Raw genomic sequence first — 14,537 nt, forward strand, 5'->3', positions numbered from 1 at the left:
GGTAGTCCAGTTAGCCAACCACGATCGGGCTGGCAAGAAAGTCATCGAAGTGGCCGGAGTCATCGATACCGAGCTTGATGGCCACGGCGCAGCCGGTGATCAGGCTCACCATGCCGTCGATCTTGTTCTCCGGGCGCTCCTTGTTGGGGTAGATGTTGTCCTTCACGTCCAGCTTCGCCACCACGTTCGAGGCCATCCAAGTCAGCACCGGGCAGTCACCGTGGGCCAGCTTTCGCTGCAACACCAGGGCTTCAACCTCTTTCATGGGCTCACTCAGGTTCTGCACCGTCTGACGCAGCTCAACCATCGGCAATCCTTCGGCGTCCATCTCCTGAGCAAGCTGGGTGGCCTGCCACGGGTCGTAGGCGTAGGCCCGGATGTCGAAGCGACCGGCAAACTCGCGCATGTCCTCTTTGATGACTTCGAAGTCGGTGACCTCTCCGTCGGTCAGGGTCAGCAGGCCGAGAGCATCGAACTCGCGGTACCGCGCGGTGTTGCTGTCCAGCTCCTCCAGCACCCGCGCTTCTGGCAGGTAGTACCTGGCGTGGATATGCCAGAACGGATCGTCGCCATTGGGCGGGAAGATCAGCAGGTTCGCAGCAATGTCGATCTTGCTCGCCAAGTCGAGACTGCCGTAGCAGGGACGGCCCTCCAGTTCTGCAAGGCTCTTTCTGGCCGGGGCCTCTTTCCAGCGCAGCATGTTGAGCCAGGCATTCTTGGCGCCCACCCACTCGTTCAGGTGCTTGGTGCGGAAGGTAGCCTGCTTGGTTGCGGACTGCATCGCGTCACGCTGGCGGGCCAGCAGGAAGTCCTCGCCGACCGAAATGCCGAAGTTCGGATTCGCTTTGCGCAGCGCGACCTCGCTGGTCCAGTCATCACCATGGTCAATGGTGTAGAGCGCTGGCCAGAGATCCGGACGCTCAATGACTCCTTCCAGCATCCGCTCGGAGTCTCGGATCAGCTGGTGGCAAGGCCCGCCGATGCTGGAGCCCGCAGTGGTGATAACCAGCATAATGGGCTGCTCGCGAGCGCCCATGCCGGTTTCCATGGTGTCGTAGAGCGTCGAATCCTGATGTTCGTGGTACTCGTCGACCACCGAGCAGGACGGTGAAGAGCCGTCGCCAGGCTTACCGATGACCGGCTCGAATCGCGACCCATCGGCCAAAACGACCATGTTGGAAGCGTTCACGTCGACGCCGTAGTGCTCTCGCAAGTCGTCGGTACGCTCGACCATTAGCTTGGCCGGCCTGAACACCTCCCAGGCCTGCTTCTCCGTAGTCGCGCCAGAGTAGACCTCGGCGCCGAACTCTCCGTCGGCGACGAACATGTACAGACCCACGCCGCCGCCAATGATCGATTTGCCGTTCTTTCTGGGTACGAACACCAGAATCGTCCGGTAACGCCGGGTACCATCCTTCTTGCGGACCCAGCCGAACGGCACGCAAACCGAGAAAAGTTGCCAGGGCTCCAGCTTGATCAGCTGCTTCTTTCCGCCCCATTTACCCTTGGTGTGCGGCAGAAGCTGCAGGAACTTGGCGACTTTCTCCGCCTTGGCGGGATCGAATTTGTACGGAAAGTCCTTGCGCTTGGAGGCAGCCAGGTCGTCGAGATGACGCTGGGCCAGCAGCTGAATCCATTTGCAGACGAGGATCTTACCGGCGAGGACATCCTTGGCGTACTTTTCGGCCGCCTTCATCAGCGGAAATTTCACCTTGGCCATTACAGCTCCGCGAATGCATTGCCCTTCGGCGCGTCTTTTTTACCCCCGCCCACCTTGGACCGATCAGCCGGCGTCATGCCGAACTTGCCGAGCATGGCTTCCAGGCGCACCAGCTTGGCGGCAGGGAAATCGATGGGGTCGTTGCGAAACTGGGCCAGCAGGTTGGCGGCCAATTCCAGGCTGAGCCGGTCGGAGTTGGTCAGCACATCCCGCGGGGCGTACTTCGCGATCTCCTTCCAGGCGTGGAGCACTGCTCCATTGATGTGAGCCGGCGGCGCGGTCAGCTCACCCACCGGTTCGGCATCCTCACGGCGACGCTGGGGGTCTTTCTTGAACGCACCGGTCAGCTCAAGCACGTTCGTCGGCTTGCGCGGTCGGGCCATTTTGAAAACCTGAATTTTGCGGAAATGGAAAAAAGGCTGAGGGCGCGGTGTCCGAGCGAAAAGGCCTGAACTTTCACTATGCCCCTCCCCTCTGACGAGATTCGTTATCATTTGAGCTGTGATTTGATCATTTTCCGATCAAATCGGGATGCAGCTCCAGGCCTTGCCATTCACCAGCACGGGGATGTACTCCCGACAGACACCAAACTCCTCTGCCAGGGCCTTGGGTGACTCACCACGCGCCCGGCGGCGCCTGATCTCGATGACCTGCGCCTCTGTCAGTCTTCGATGTCGGGCTCGCATGCCAGGCCCTAGAGTTCCATGGCGAATAGCGTCTTGGGCATTGTCCTCTCGCGTACCCCAGACCAGGTTCCCAGGGCGGTTATCAGTGCTGATGCCATTGAGGTGCCTGGCCTGCTGGTCGTCATCTTGTGGCAAGCCGCCATACGCCATAAGAACAAGCCGATGCACTTCGAAGCGGTGACGCTCCCTCTTGCCGTTGACTCGCACGGTCAATGTGACGCGGTGATATCCACGGTTGACCTGGCTCTTAAGAACCCTGACCAATCCAGAGCGGACGGACGCAACTTCCCCATCCTCAGTCGCGTAGTAGCCGCTGAGGTTGGGTATAGGTCGCATGGTCTATCTATCGATGTTGTCGGGATTCTTTCTGCGTCTTGGCCTTGTGGCAGTCGCGATTGATCGCCCGCAGGTTGTGATCATCATCCGTGCCGCCGTGGGCCAGCGCGACGATGTGGTCAACTTCATCTGCCTCGCGAATCCTTCCCAGCCTGGTGCAGTCGTCGCACCGGCACAGGTACTGATCACGCTTGAGGATGCGGTCACGCAGCCGACGCCATGGCCGGCCGCCACGACCTGAGCCCTTGCGTGTAGCCCAGGCCTTAGCCTGCTCTGCCGCCACCTCTGCATGGCCGTCGCAGTAGCCATTGGCATTGCGGTGCAGGGACCGACAACCCTGGGCTCTGCATGGGCGCTGTGGCCTCAGCGGCATGGTGTGCCATCCAGGTAGGTGCCTGGCTCAGCGTCAGGATCAACATCGTCGCCGTCCGCCAGCGCCTCGATCAGCGCCAGGTTCTGGGTTGCGATCTGCTCCAGAAGCGCGGTCTGCTTCCGCTGTTCGGCCAGTAGGTCGCTGACGCTTGGTTGCAGCTGGGCTGTGATGCCCGCCTCAAGCACGATCAGCTCACACTGGAGTCGATCAGCTGTCCCTGCCAGGTGCCGAGTCAGTCGCTCGCGCACCTCCGTCTTGATCGGGAATGGAACGCTGACCACCAGCAGGTCGCCCTTCTTCGGGCTCAGCTGCTCGATCTGGTGTGAAAAGGTTTCTTGCTCGCTCATACGCTACCTTTGTCCATTTGTTGATCCATTCGCGCCGGGCGGCGCATCCACTACAGGCCATCACATGCCACGCCGCGTCAGCCCGTAGACCTCCAAGGCGCCTGCGATATTCTCGCCTTCGGCTTGACTGATGGTGTTGACCACCTCCACGCAAGCGGCGGTGTTGGGTTCCATGCGAATGGTGATGGATGTGACTTTCGATGGGTCCAGCCCAAGCACTTGGCAGACGGTCTGGCCAAGCTCTTGGCCAAGGATCAGGGGTTTCTTTTCCATGCTGGTTCCTCGCGCCACGAAACGGCGCACTCTTATTTTGTGGCGCGGATTACTCTGGCTTGCGACTGGGCAGCTTGAAGTCGGTAACGCGATCAGCAATCGCACGAACCTTCTCCACCCCAAGGAGGCCAACCCACCCACCAACAAAGGCAGCCATGCTCTGTGGCAGGCCGAAGAACTCGAAGCCGCTGATGATTGTCAGGGTCAGGCCGCCACAGATGGCGCCCTCCACCAGCATCTGCCGGCGAGTGCCACCACCATAGGTGATGCGCAGTACAGCCATGGCGCAGGACAGACCGGCCGCGTACAGCAGGGGCGAATGCTGGCTCAACCATGCGAGGGCAACCGCCCAGGTGTCTGGTTTGTCTGGCATGTTGGACATCCGGGTTCCTCCCTTGCGGGAAGCAGAAAAAGAAAAGGCCCGCCGTTATGGCGAGCCCTTGGATACGTGACAAGGTGGCCCCGTGCTATCGTCGAGCTTCCACACAAGACGTTCCACGGAGCGAAAAACGATGAAGGTAACCCTCAAGTGCGCCAAGTGCGGCAGTGACAAGTTCGAGGTTCCGGCTAGGCCGAACGACAACTCGAAGGTCACCTGCGGCAAATGCGGTGCTGTCGAGACTTACGGGAAGCTCATGAAGGCTGTGGGCGACAAGGTCACGAAAGACCTGCAGCGGCAGCTCGGGAAAATGTTCAAGTGACCTGAGCGTTTCAGCCAGAGGGCGCAGGAAGTCAGCGGCGCCCTCAACCTCAACGTCGAGCTGTAGCTTTTCCATGCATCCTCCAGATACGAAAAAGCCCCAGCTGGTGCGAGGCTTGGAATGGGTGCGGAGGGCCGGTGCTTACCCGGCTTGTTGGTCTGGCTCGCTGGGTCACGTACCCCAGACTCTCATCGCGTAGCCGATCAGGGAGCGCACGGCTTTGATCGACGCCACTACCGACTTAGTCCAGCTGCCTGAGCGTGTCATCCGCACAAAAAAGCCCGCACAGGGCGGGCAAAGAGGGATCGTGCTTTTTTAAATCTGGTGGCTGTAGAACAGCGAGTACGACTCGATACCGTCGTTGGGCTGCTTAATGCCAGCGTTGGAGTAGTGAATCGCTCGGATGCCAACCTTCTGCGTCTCGCCGATCTTCAAGCCCGCACCGATGCGGTCTTCGAAGTTGAAGGCCGAACCAAAGTCCTGGTCACCTGCGGAGGTACCAGAGAAGACCGCCAGGCCGATGCCAGCCTCAACGAATGGCTTCACGTTACCGCTACCGAACTCGTAAACGAAAACTGGCGCAAAGGACAGCGAGTGAGCCCCACCTGAAGCATCGCCTGCTTCCCAGTAGGTGTAGCCAGCATCCCAATAACCGGTGAGACGGCCAGTACTGGATTCAAACCAGCTTTTGTCCCAGTTAAAGCCAATGCCGACGCGCGCTGTAAGACCACCTTGGCCTGTCGCGCCAAGCGCTCCGGATAGCTCAGCCGCTCCGGCGGACGCAGCGAAAAGGGAAAGCGCCACAACGGCGAGAACGTTTTTCATACTCACGGTCTTCCATATTATTGAGTAGCAACCTATCAGAATCATAGCGCTATCAAATCGTTCCCTCATACAAGAAAAATGCTTTTTCTGGAGGGCTACCTGAATCGAAGCCCCTCAAAAACACAAAACCCCGACACGATGGCCGGGGTTTGTCTGTGTCGCGTAACGTTGCAAGCTGGACACGCTGCTATGAAAACAGGTGTTTATCCGCCCGCATAGAGCTATTTATGCAGCCTCTCGAATTTCTTCGAGGGCGCAGTCGATCCATGCAACGCCGGCCTTGATGATCTCCCGCGCCTTGCGCTCAGACATGCCCGCTTCCCTCCCAACACGCATGGCTGGGTGCTTCGATCCGTAGTAAGCCCACACGAAATCCCCCATCTGCTGATTGCGCTTCGTCAGCCTGGCCACAGCGCCGTCGATGATCAGCGCAAGGTCGTCAGTGATCACATGCTGGCGAATGCCACCTTCACTGGGAACGTTGTCGCGCATGAGTGCGTAGAGAGGCGACACGTAACGTGGCACTCCCATCTCACACATTCGCCACCAGCCCCACTGCTCGAGCATGTACTCGGTATCGCCCAGCGCCTTGTCCGCGTAGGTTCGTTTCTTCATGCAGCCCTCCGGGGCGTTGGGTCGGTATCCAGGCCGAACAGCTCGCACAGGAGCTTGTGGGCGTGTTTGTTCTTGGCGTTGCCCTCGATGATCCAGTCCTTCGCGAACTCTTCGAACCCCTTGTTGGCTCGGGCAGCGTGCCAGTCAGTCACGATATCCATCAAGGCTGCCGAGGCCAGGCGGCCGTTGGGTAGGTCCAGCAGCATGCGGTTTCCGACTGAGAGGAACTTGCGCTCAACGGCGGTCAGGCTTTTGCGCGGCAGCGCCGCAGTTACGTTGCTCATCGAGCGACTCCTTGGGCCACACGGGCCTCGGCAATTCGCACATAGCCCAAGAACTGGTCGGCGGGCAGCGACTCCTTGATCACATCGAGGATGACCCGGTCCATGTTCTGCTGGGCGTGCGCCTTGGCCTCCTTGCGCAACTGGCCGCATCGGTACAGCAGGCGGGTGCGGTCATGGTTGATGTGCTTGAGCGCAGCCTTTGCTCGGTTGTACCAGCTGCGGTCGTATGGACGCCCCTGAACAGCGCCCTCTTGCGCCTGGCTCAGCGCCAGCTCCAGCCGAATTGCGTCACTCACCAGCTGCTCGTGCAGGGCTTCGCAGGCCTCAAGGGTTTCCGGCAGCTCGCGGGGCCCCACAAGCCGTGGATGCGCTTCTGCGAGTTTCGGGGCATTGCCAGTGGCAACAGGCTGGTCGGCGCCGGCTCGCTTGGTCACAGTCACCGAGACAACCGGGTTTGCAGGATTGCGGGCTGGCGGCTTGTGGCCTGGCCACAGATCAGAAAGTTTCATGGTGCTTGCTCCCCTTACGGTGTTTGGAGAAATTCACGACGCGGCCCATCTCGACCTCGTCGTCAGGCGGGAGGCGGTTGCCGGCGAAGTTGACGAAGCGGGCGTACTGCCCTTGGCGCTGGACTAGGCACGAGCCCTGCGGGGCCTGGCGCCCCTTGTCGAGGATCAGCTCAGTGACGCCCTGCTCACCCGCCTCCGACTCCGGGTCGTGGTGCACAAGGATCACCGCGTCGGCGTCCTGCTCGATCTGGCCGGAGTCGCGCAGGTCGCTGGCCTGGGGTTTCTTGCCGGGGCGGCTCGCCGGGTTTCGGTTGAGCTGCGCCAGCACCAGCACCGGAACACTCAGCTCCTTGGCCAGGTTCTTCAGGGCGATGGAGACTTTTGCCACAGCATCGGCGCGGTTCTGACTCCTGCCTTCGGTGCCCACCAGCCCCAGGTAGTCGATCATCAGGATGTCGAGGCCCTGCTCGCGCTGGAGCTTGCGGGCTTCCGAGCGGATGGCGCTCATGGTCATACCTGGGGTGTCGTTCAGGTACAGCTGGGCGGCCTCGATCTTGCTACCCGCCGTCCCGATTCGCTGCCACTCGTCCTCGTCCAGGCTCTTGACCTCCTCCATGCGACGCAGGTCGATACCACCCTGAGAGGCGATGGTGCGGACGGTCAGCTCCTTCTCGTCCATCTCCAAACTGAAGATCAGGCCAACCCCAGCTCCACGGATAGCGATGTGGTTGACGATCTGCAGGCCGAGCATGGTTTTGCCACTGCCAGGGCGGCCGGCGATCACCACCATGCTCTTGGGGCGCAGGAAGCCGATCAGCTTGTCCAGGTCAGCCAGGCCGGTGGACAGCTTCGGCGGCGCTCGATCGTCCAGCACCTCCTGCATGCCGTCGAAGACCTTGGGCAGCACCTCGGCCATGCGCCTGTACCCGGCCTTCTGGGAGCCCTGCAGGTCACGCAAGTCAGCGATGGATTGCTGGGCCTGGGCGATGATCTCGTCCGGCACCAGGCCGCTTGCAACAGCAGCCTTCGCAGAATGACCAAGGTCGACCACCTGACGGATCACCGCCCACTGCTTGACCTGCTTTGCGTAGGCCATCGCGTTGGCCACCGAGGGCACGTTGCGGCAGAGGTCCACGGCGAATGCAAGGGTGCCCTGCCCGCTCGGCAAAGTTCGCTGCACGTCCCCGACCGTTACCGCGTCGACCGGCAAGCCGCGATCCAAGCATTCACGGATCACATCGAACAGGGCCGCGTGGTCGTCGTAGAGGAAATCGGCACTGGTCATCTGGCTCACGATGTCATCCACAAGCGCGGCGTTGCCATCGAGAGACGCCAGCATGATCGCGCCCAGGACGCCGTGCTCGGCCTCGGGGTAGCCCATTACCAATTCGCTCATGCTTCACCTCGCGCCGAGGACCAGGTGAACAGGACAGCAGGTCCGCCAGCATCGGTCAGACGGTCGACAGCGCGATCCCCCAGGCACTTGCGCAGGCCGGCTAGACCCAGGTTGGAGATCACGATGGTCGGCATCAGCTGCCGGTACCGGGAGTCGATCACCTCGAACAGCACCTGGCGCTCGAAGTCGCTGCCGTGTTGAACGCCTACCTCGTCGATTACCAGCAGGTCCGGCGCCAGCAAGGAGGAATACACATCGCGCTCGGTCTGCTCGGACTTCTTGTCGAAGGTCATCTTGATATCGCGGATGATCTCGATGGCCATGGTGTAGCGAGCGGAAGCGCCGTAGGAGCGAATCACCTGCTGAGCAATGGCGCAGGCCAGGTGGGTCTTCCCGGTGCCAACGTCACCCAGCAGCATCATCGAGCGACCGGCATCCCAGTTGGCTTCAAACTCGTCCACATACTCGCGGCACTTGTTCAGCGCGATGGCCTGGCCTTCGCGATGCGTGTCGGTCCGGTAGCTATCCAGCGTTGACGCCCGGAAGCGCAGAGGAATACCAGAGGCCAGCAAGCTGGCATTCACGGCTCGTTCGCGCCGGATGGTCAGCGCAGGCTTGCGGATCGCATCGTCAGTCGAGTGGACAGCGTCGAACTGGCAGCGCGGGCATCCCTTCCAGAAATGGTCACCAGAAAACGACTCGATCAGCTCGTCAGTGTAGGTGCCGTGTGCGTGGCACTCGGCCGGCTTGGTCTTGAGAATCTGTGGAGTGGTCATGATCTTGCTACCCGGTAGGTCCCGTCAGGCTGGCGAACCAGGCCTTCGGTGTGGTCAATCTTGTCGAGGTCGGTGTGGTTCGATTGGCCTGCGCCTCTGGTGCCAGATGCCCAAGCCTCTTTTTTCAGCCGGTCGACAATCCAAGAGGTCTTGAACCCCTGCCAAGCTGCCGTCATCGCCTCGGCCAGGGCTTTGTCGGGGCTGATCCCTGCCGCCCGACAGCCTTCAAGCTCAGCCAGTACGTTGTTCCAGATCGTCAGATTCAGAGGCCCTTTCTTCTTCCGGAACTGGAAGTAATCACGGGCGGTTTGCTCGCTCAGGTCAGGCGGTGCCAACTCGAGCATCTGCTCGACCGTAAACCCATCATTTCCCTTCTTACGGTTCTTTGATGGTTCACCTTTGGGTTCTATTACGGTTCTGGGGGCATCTGGTGCCGGGGTGAGGGGCACGTGGTGCCGGGGTCCCCGGCATCTGGTGCAGGGGGGCATTTAATGCCGGGGGCATAAGATGCCGGGGTTACGATGTAGTAGGTCGACCGCCCGGCACGCTCTTTCGCCACCAGCAAGCCGACGCTTTCCAGCCAACGGATCGCGTTGCGCACGGCACGCTCTTTCAGGCAGGTGCGCTCGCAGATCCTGGCAATGGAAGGCCAGCAAACACCGTCATCGTTGGCATTGTCGGCCAAGGAGATAAGCACCGACTTCTGGGCAGCGCTCATTTCAAGCGGCCAGCAGGCGGTCATCAGGATGGTGCTCACAGTTGCAGCTCCTCACAAACGCGGCGCGCGAAGGCGTCGTAGCTCTCGGCCATCTCGAAGCCGTTGTCTTCCATCGCCTGGCGACCAGCCTTCGCCAGTTCGTAGATCGTCCAGCGCTCGCGCTCTGGCAGGCCCTTGAACTGGGTGTAGGTTGGCCAGGGTCCATTGATGATCGTTGCACCAGCGCGCTGCTGGAGCGCCTGGGGGGGGGTAGACGGGTTGTTCATTGCAGGGTCTCCGGGCCAGGCACGCTTATCTTGTCCGCGCTCACGGGTTTGCCTTGCAGCGCCGTTGGGGCGAGCCTGGAGATCAGCACGCTGAGCGCATTCATGGCATCCATCGAGTGGGTCTGCGCGAGATCGAGCTCAATCACCGTGGGGCAATTGCCCTTGATGTGGTCGCTGACCCTGCTGGCGTAGTTGAAGCTGACCTGTGCCAACGCGTGGTCTGACAGGCTGGCGAAAGCACTGGCTGGCAGCGGGTTGATAGGGGATGCCTTGATGGGGATGAGTAACCGCGCCACCTCCCCGGCCAACAGGCAACGCCGCTCCTCGTCGAGATGATCGGCAGATACCTGCTGCACGTCGTGACCAGTGCGGCGCCGGAACAGAACGGCGAGAGCCATGCAGACCTCGATCAGCTTTACGTGGATCTCGTCGCGGTCGTGGATCTTGACGCCCTCCCCGACCACCTCGACCGCATCGGCAACGCTTTCAAAGCACATCATCAACAACGCGGCGTCGGCGAACTTCTCGAAGAACTCTTCGTTGATGACAACGGCTTCTGGAGCCTGGGCGAACTCGATCACCTTGCTCATTGGGCACGCTCCAGCGCATTCACAGCACGCTCCATACGAGCCTGGGCATTGCTCAGCACTCGACGGGCCTTGGCGCGACGGTCATTAGCCGCAGCAGTGAAAAGACGAACCCCTTCCCACGCGTCGGTGTGCGGCAGGAACTCACCTTCTGGGCGACCGTGGGCGCGGAAATACACCTCGTACATGGCCTTGATTTCGGCGCGGGCCTCGCGGAAGTGGTGCTCGGCCTCGACCACATCCACTGCCGCCTGGACGATCCGGTCACGCGCTTGTTGCTTGGTTGATTTGATCGTCACAGGGGCTTCTCCGGAGTGAATTTTTCGTAATGGAACTGGCCGTCCCAGGTCTTCTTCATGGGCAGTTTCCCGGCGATGTACAGGTCGTGCAGGCGCCGTGCGCCCTTCTCCAGCATCACCGGGGCGTAGCGGATGAAACCGGTCATGCCCTCGCTGCTGACTTTGTATGGCTTCTCGGTGAGCAGGTGCTTGTCACGCGCCATGGCGTACACGCGATACTTGGGAGAATGGTCTGGGTCGGTCTCGGCGTTGTAGATCCACTTCAGCTCGGCCAGGAACGCCAGCATCAGCTGCGAATTCACGCCGTTGAGGCGCTTGGCGAACTGCGGAACCGTCTCCCCAGGCATGAACAGGTTCTCCAGCGCCTCGATCTTCTTGGCCTGCTGCTGGTTCTCAAGCACCAGCATCTCGTTCTGCTCTTCAAGGTCTGCGGCGAGGCGTAAAGCGTCAGCGCGAGTGCGAGGCACAGGGAATGCCTGCGGCCTGAAGTAGTTGCTGACCAGCTGGCGCTGGACGGTCCAGGCAAGGTCGTCGGTCAGCGACTTGACCAGCATCAGGTAGCCCTGCTCCGTGAGCAGAACAACGTCGTTCCGACGAAGACTGTCGGGAATAGCCCCAGGGTTGTTCCGACGAATTTCGTCGGAACCAACTTGGAAGTAGTCCTCCCCCGCAATCAGCCGCTCACGATGCTCGCGGAAATTGCGACCGGCCGTGCCCTCCGGCCTCTCATGCGCCAGGTCGATCATCGCCAGGGTGACGACACGCTGACCCCGATACTCGACGACGGGCAGCTGGTTGTTGTGGATGGTGATCAGGTTCATGCCACACCTCCCGCGCCACGTTTTGCAGCTGTAGGTTTTTGTGGCGCGGCGTGCTGCTGGGCTTCAAGGCTTCGAAGATTTTCATCCATCTTCCGCGCCCACTCCTCGGCATTGGTCGCCCACTCCTCGGCTTGTATGGCCCCGATACCGGCCAAGCGACCTGCAGTGTCAGGCTCGGGCAGCAATTTGCTCACGGCCAGGAACATGGTCTTGAAGTCGTTGAGCTTTTCCCGCAGCACCATCAGGTCGTCGTAGGCTTCATCAGCAATGTTTTGAAGGGTCTTCATTGGGCACCCCCTGCGGCATTCATCAGCTGAAACAGCTGGTCCTGCGCCTGGTCGGCCAGCATGTACATCGCTTCGTGGATGGCGGATTCACCATGGAAATCAAGCTGAGGCTCGAACCCGCGTTGCTTGTCGTCCTTAAAGGCATGGTTCTCCATGAGGATGGAGGCGAAGCTCTCGATTACGCGCAGACGGGCCATGACCTTTTCGCCCAGGTCGCTGATTGAAGTGGTCATTGGGATGCCTCCGCGCCACGATCTGGCGAGGTAGGTTTTTGTGGCGCGTGGCCTTCCATATCCCTCACAGGAATCTCGATCGCTTCGAGCAGGGCCTCGCACTGGACGGTCAGGACGCGGATCGCGTAGAGCTCGCTGCTGCCGTCAGCGCCATCTCCGATGAGGTTGCCGAGCAGGCAGTTGACGCTCGAAAGCATCGCGCCTGCCGCGGTGATGGCGGTGTTGCAGGACGTGCCGGCGTTGACCCGATATTTAACCCCCGAGGAGAAAAAGTGCGCCTCTTGCGTGGACAGGCGAGTCATGGCTGCATCTCCCATTTTTCGATAGCGACCTGCGCGCTACGATTCAGGGTGTTCGCAGCATCGGCCAGGAACGCCAGCGCACGAAGCTCGTTCGTGCGAATGTGCTCCCCCATGTTTGCCGCCAGCTCAAGGCGATGGGCGAGCTGGTGAATGCCCTCGGTGAGCCCTACAGCTAGGCCAATGCCTTCCATCAAGCCGACATCGGCTTTGATCGAAAAGACCGCATCTCCCTCAAACTCGTGCGAGCCAAAATCCATCGGACGCAAAAGTGGTAGTTGCTCCGGTGATGGCGTGGTGGTATTTTTCGGGTGCATCTCGTCCTCCTACAGAACGAAGATTCAAAAAGTCCATTGGCGTGGACTGGTTAGAGAAACCCGCTTCCTACGGCGGGTTTTTTGTTGCCTGGAGAAAAGTCAGCCAGACAGCAAAAATTGGGATGACGAGGACGTCATGGGGAGGCCTGCGTGGCACTGGATGAATTCACAGCCACCGCAGTGGAGCTGCGCAGATTGGCAGTTGGGGGTATCGTTTGCGTCAAGGTCGGCGGAGCCTCATTGCCGACAGCTGCGCAACGGTTGAGAATGCGAAACTCAATGACCTCGATGCGTCCATCCTCGAAAACACGGACACGGATATCGCGAGACGATTTAGCCATCTGCGAAATCGCGCTTTGAGTAACGCCAACGGCCTTGGCGAGCTGCGGCTGGGTGCCTTTGCACCGAAGGAAGTCAGCCAGCTTAATTTCTTTCATGATGACTTCTCGATCAGGAACTCATCCAAATATTAGCCACGCTTTATTTTTGTCGCAAGCATTGATTAGCAAGGCTGGTTGCAAGATATAAGCTCAGCTAATAGGGTTTGCAGATGATAACCAGACACAGACGCCCACTTACGCCTGAAGAGATCGCCGAGAGCGCAAGACTCAAGGACATCTACAACAAGCGAAAATCAGAGGCCCGCAGCAGAGGGCTCACGCTAACTCAGTCAGAGATAGGGGAGCGGTGCGAGTGGAAATCCCCACAGAGCACTGTAAACCAGTACATGACTGGCAAGCTTGCTCTGAATCTGGATGCGCTCATGCGGCTATCGAAAGCTCTGGATTTCGCCCCAGAAGATGTTAGTCCCAGGCTCGCCCAAAGCGTTCAGCATCTCACCTACCCGTCCATTCACGCTGGCAATGTTGAGCCAGGTCCGCCAATCACAACCGCACCTCGAAGGATCGAAATCGTGGGTACCGCCCAGCTTGGGAATGATGGCTATTGGGTTGGCCTGGATAACTCAGATGGATGGGTAGAGACCTGGTCCAGGGATGAGGATGCCTATGCGTTGCGACTGAAGGGCGATTCAATGGCCCCCGCTATCCGTAGTGGGTGGGTCGCCGTGTGCGAGCCTAATCATCGGCTCGTTCCAGGGGAGTATGTGATGGTGACCACTTCCGACGGCCAGAGCATGGTCAAGGAGCTTCTCTTCGAGAGCGAGGATGGAGTCAGTGTAATGTCCGTGAACTCGGCATACGAACGCCGAACCATAGACTGGTCAGACATAGACAAGATTCACTACGTCGGGAACATTTTGGCACCAAGCAAGATCCTCAGCAGGATCTAGGCAGATCAGCACGTCACGAACCCGCCATCTGGCGGGTTTTTTTGCGCTGCTCGAAAATAAATTAGCTGAGCTGTTGACTTAAAAATAAAGCACAGCTAATTTTAATGTCACCAACACGCAGCAAGGAGCGCCACCATGACCACGACAGCAACCATAACCCTCGGTAACTGGCAAGGCCTGCTTGGCCATGGCGCAGCCCCTCGCGAGCTTGAGTGCCTGCTGGCTATTGCTGGTGGCGCCTCCGGGAAAGAGGCTGCCCGCACCCTAGGCATCAGCGAAGACGGAGTGAAGAAACGCCTGATCGCCCTGGGCACAAAGTGGGGCGTAACCCGCCGCGCTGCTCTGGTTGCTGAGGCATTCAAGCGCGGCGTCATCAGCCCTGCCGTTACTGCTTTGGCGCTGATCATGGCCATCCACGGAATGATCGGCGACGACCATGCAATGCGCATCCGCCGTGGCGGTAACAGCGGCGAGCGAAAGATTGAAACCCGCATAGCAAGCCGGCGCGCGGAGTGCGCCCTGGCGGTGGCGTGACGCTGCCAGCCTGACCTGATCCAACCCTGATTTTTGCGAAAGCC

At 60.1% G+C, this 14,537-nt stretch carries 27 protein-coding genes; 3 read left to right on the forward strand and 24 right to left on the reverse strand.

All coding sequences use genetic code 11. The features are described from left to right. Window positions 1-10: 10 nt before the first annotated feature. From LU682_RS22250 to LU682_RS22275, 7 genes are all read right to left on the reverse strand, one after another. A complete protein-coding gene (locus LU682_RS22250; protein WP_232885774.1) occupies window positions 11-1,720 on the reverse strand; it encodes a terminase large subunit in 1,710 nt (569 codons plus the stop codon). Beyond that, complete coding sequence (locus LU682_RS22255; protein ID WP_054890260.1) at window positions 1,720-2,103, reverse strand: terminase; 384 nt, start codon at window positions 2,101-2,103, stop codon at window positions 1,720-1,722. The genes LU682_RS22250 and LU682_RS22255 overlap by 1 nt, the downstream gene beginning before the upstream one ends. Before the next feature lie 138 nt (window positions 2,104-2,241). Next, a complete protein-coding gene (locus LU682_RS29870) occupies window positions 2,242-2,742 on the reverse strand; it encodes an HNH endonuclease (protein ID WP_016489216.1) in 501 nt (166 codons plus the stop codon). A 7-nt stretch (window positions 2,743-2,749) separates the two neighbouring features. After that, window positions 2,750-3,115, reverse strand: a complete 366-nt coding sequence (locus tag LU682_RS22260; RefSeq protein ID WP_232867303.1) for an HNH endonuclease — start codon at window positions 3,113-3,115, stop codon at window positions 2,750-2,752. Then, on the reverse strand, window positions 3,106-3,462 hold the full coding sequence (locus LU682_RS29875) for a hypothetical protein (protein WP_269805810.1): 357 nt from the start codon (window positions 3,460-3,462) through the stop codon (window positions 3,106-3,108). Before LU682_RS29875 ends, LU682_RS22260 begins: the two co-directional genes overlap by 10 nt. A gap of 60 nt (window positions 3,463-3,522) precedes the next feature. Further along, entirely contained in the window at window positions 3,523-3,735 is a 213-nt protein-coding gene (locus LU682_RS22270; protein WP_232867302.1) for a hypothetical protein, read from the reverse strand. 49 nt (window positions 3,736-3,784) lie between these two features. Continuing rightward, on the reverse strand, window positions 3,785-4,117 hold the full coding sequence (locus LU682_RS22275) for a phage holin, lambda family (RefSeq protein ID WP_016489221.1): 333 nt from the start codon (window positions 4,115-4,117) through the stop codon (window positions 3,785-3,787). A 130-nt stretch (window positions 4,118-4,247) separates the two neighbouring features. Here LU682_RS22275 and LU682_RS22280 point away from each other — a divergent pair, with 130 nt between their 5' ends. Further along, window positions 4,248-4,436: an ECs_2282 family putative zinc-binding protein gene (locus LU682_RS22280; protein WP_012313239.1), complete on the forward strand. Its 189-nt coding sequence runs from the start codon at window positions 4,248-4,250 to the stop codon at window positions 4,434-4,436. A 315-nt stretch (window positions 4,437-4,751) separates the two neighbouring features. On the opposite strand, the gene LU682_RS22285 is transcribed toward LU682_RS22280, so the two are convergent. The 17 genes from LU682_RS22285 to LU682_RS22365 all read right to left on the reverse strand — a co-directional run bounded on the left by LU682_RS22285 (window position 4,752) and on the right by LU682_RS22365 (window position 13,105). After that, complete coding sequence (locus LU682_RS22285; RefSeq protein WP_016489223.1) at window positions 4,752-5,261, reverse strand: acyloxyacyl hydrolase; 510 nt, start codon at window positions 5,259-5,261, stop codon at window positions 4,752-4,754. A 225-nt stretch (window positions 5,262-5,486) separates the two neighbouring features. Continuing rightward, complete coding sequence (locus LU682_RS22290) at window positions 5,487-5,876, reverse strand: antiterminator Q family protein (protein WP_064314520.1); 390 nt, start codon at window positions 5,874-5,876, stop codon at window positions 5,487-5,489. After that, entirely contained in the window at window positions 5,873-6,160 is a 288-nt protein-coding gene (locus LU682_RS22295) for a hypothetical protein (protein ID WP_110678119.1), read from the reverse strand. Before LU682_RS22295 ends, LU682_RS22290 begins: the two co-directional genes overlap by 4 nt. Then, complete coding sequence (locus tag LU682_RS22300) at window positions 6,157-6,669, reverse strand: hypothetical protein (protein ID WP_182408840.1); 513 nt, start codon at window positions 6,667-6,669, stop codon at window positions 6,157-6,159. Before LU682_RS22300 ends, LU682_RS22295 begins: the two co-directional genes overlap by 4 nt. Continuing rightward, window positions 6,656-8,065, reverse strand: coding sequence for a replicative DNA helicase (locus tag LU682_RS22305; protein ID WP_232867301.1), 1,410 nt, complete (start codon window positions 8,063-8,065; stop codon window positions 6,656-6,658). The genes LU682_RS22300 and LU682_RS22305 overlap by 14 nt, the downstream gene beginning before the upstream one ends. Further along, the gene (locus LU682_RS22310; RefSeq protein ID WP_232867300.1) at window positions 8,062-8,841 is read right to left on the reverse strand and encodes an ATP-binding protein; all 780 of its coding nucleotides are present in this window, start codon (window positions 8,839-8,841) and stop codon (window positions 8,062-8,064) included. Before LU682_RS22310 ends, LU682_RS22305 begins: the two co-directional genes overlap by 4 nt. Further along, window positions 8,838-9,185 (reverse strand): phage replication initiator YdaU family protein, encoded by a 348-nt coding sequence (locus LU682_RS22315; protein ID WP_232894294.1) that lies wholly within the window; start codon window positions 9,183-9,185, stop codon window positions 8,838-8,840. The genes LU682_RS22310 and LU682_RS22315 overlap by 4 nt, the downstream gene beginning before the upstream one ends. A 65-nt stretch (window positions 9,186-9,250) precedes the next feature. Further along, the gene (locus LU682_RS22320) at window positions 9,251-9,598 is read right to left on the reverse strand and encodes a helix-turn-helix domain-containing protein (RefSeq protein WP_232885718.1); all 348 of its coding nucleotides are present in this window, start codon (window positions 9,596-9,598) and stop codon (window positions 9,251-9,253) included. Further along, window positions 9,595-9,825, reverse strand: a complete 231-nt coding sequence (locus LU682_RS22325; protein WP_232867298.1) for a hypothetical protein — start codon at window positions 9,823-9,825, stop codon at window positions 9,595-9,597. Before LU682_RS22325 ends, LU682_RS22320 begins: the two co-directional genes overlap by 4 nt. Beyond that, window positions 9,822-10,415 (reverse strand): hypothetical protein, encoded by a 594-nt coding sequence (locus tag LU682_RS22330; RefSeq protein ID WP_232867297.1) that lies wholly within the window; start codon window positions 10,413-10,415, stop codon window positions 9,822-9,824. The genes LU682_RS22325 and LU682_RS22330 overlap by 4 nt, the downstream gene beginning before the upstream one ends. Further along, window positions 10,412-10,711 carry a hypothetical protein gene (locus LU682_RS22335; protein ID WP_232867296.1) on the reverse strand — a complete coding sequence of 100 codons (300 nt, stop codon included), beginning with the start codon at window positions 10,709-10,711 and terminating at the stop codon, window positions 10,412-10,414. The genes LU682_RS22330 and LU682_RS22335 overlap by 4 nt, the downstream gene beginning before the upstream one ends. Next, the gene (locus LU682_RS22340; RefSeq protein ID WP_232867295.1) at window positions 10,708-11,532 is read right to left on the reverse strand and encodes an ORF6N domain-containing protein; all 825 of its coding nucleotides are present in this window, start codon (window positions 11,530-11,532) and stop codon (window positions 10,708-10,710) included. Before LU682_RS22340 ends, LU682_RS22335 begins: the two co-directional genes overlap by 4 nt. After that, window positions 11,529-11,819 carry a hypothetical protein gene (locus LU682_RS22345; protein ID WP_232867294.1) on the reverse strand — a complete coding sequence of 97 codons (291 nt, stop codon included), beginning with the start codon at window positions 11,817-11,819 and terminating at the stop codon, window positions 11,529-11,531. Before LU682_RS22345 ends, LU682_RS22340 begins: the two co-directional genes overlap by 4 nt. Further along, window positions 11,816-12,052, reverse strand: a complete 237-nt coding sequence (locus tag LU682_RS22350) for a hypothetical protein (RefSeq protein ID WP_232867293.1) — start codon at window positions 12,050-12,052, stop codon at window positions 11,816-11,818. Before LU682_RS22350 ends, LU682_RS22345 begins: the two co-directional genes overlap by 4 nt. After that, window positions 12,049-12,354 carry a hypothetical protein gene (locus tag LU682_RS22355; RefSeq protein ID WP_232867292.1) on the reverse strand — a complete coding sequence of 102 codons (306 nt, stop codon included), beginning with the start codon at window positions 12,352-12,354 and terminating at the stop codon, window positions 12,049-12,051. Before LU682_RS22355 ends, LU682_RS22350 begins: the two co-directional genes overlap by 4 nt. Then, window positions 12,351-12,668 (reverse strand): hypothetical protein, encoded by a 318-nt coding sequence (locus LU682_RS22360; RefSeq protein ID WP_232867291.1) that lies wholly within the window; start codon window positions 12,666-12,668, stop codon window positions 12,351-12,353. Before LU682_RS22360 ends, LU682_RS22355 begins: the two co-directional genes overlap by 4 nt. A gap of 134 nt (window positions 12,669-12,802) precedes the next feature. Further along, a complete protein-coding gene (locus LU682_RS22365) occupies window positions 12,803-13,105 on the reverse strand; it encodes a Cro/CI family transcriptional regulator (protein ID WP_232867290.1) in 303 nt (100 codons plus the stop codon). A gap of 113 nt (window positions 13,106-13,218) precedes the next feature. Here LU682_RS22365 and LU682_RS22370 point away from each other — a divergent pair, with 113 nt between their 5' ends. Together LU682_RS22370 and LU682_RS22375 are read left to right on the forward strand one after the other, a co-directional pair. Next, on the forward strand, window positions 13,219-13,959 hold the full coding sequence (locus LU682_RS22370) for a S24 family peptidase (RefSeq protein ID WP_232867289.1): 741 nt from the start codon (window positions 13,219-13,221) through the stop codon (window positions 13,957-13,959). Between the two features lie 135 nt (window positions 13,960-14,094). After that, window positions 14,095-14,493, forward strand: a complete 399-nt coding sequence (locus tag LU682_RS22375; protein ID WP_232867288.1) for a LuxR C-terminal-related transcriptional regulator — start codon at window positions 14,095-14,097, stop codon at window positions 14,491-14,493. Window positions 14,494-14,537 lie beyond the last annotated feature (44 nt).

The organism is Pseudomonas alloputida (assembly GCF_021283545.2).
Taxonomy (GTDB): domain Bacteria; phylum Pseudomonadota; class Gammaproteobacteria; order Pseudomonadales; family Pseudomonadaceae; genus Aquipseudomonas; species Aquipseudomonas alloputida.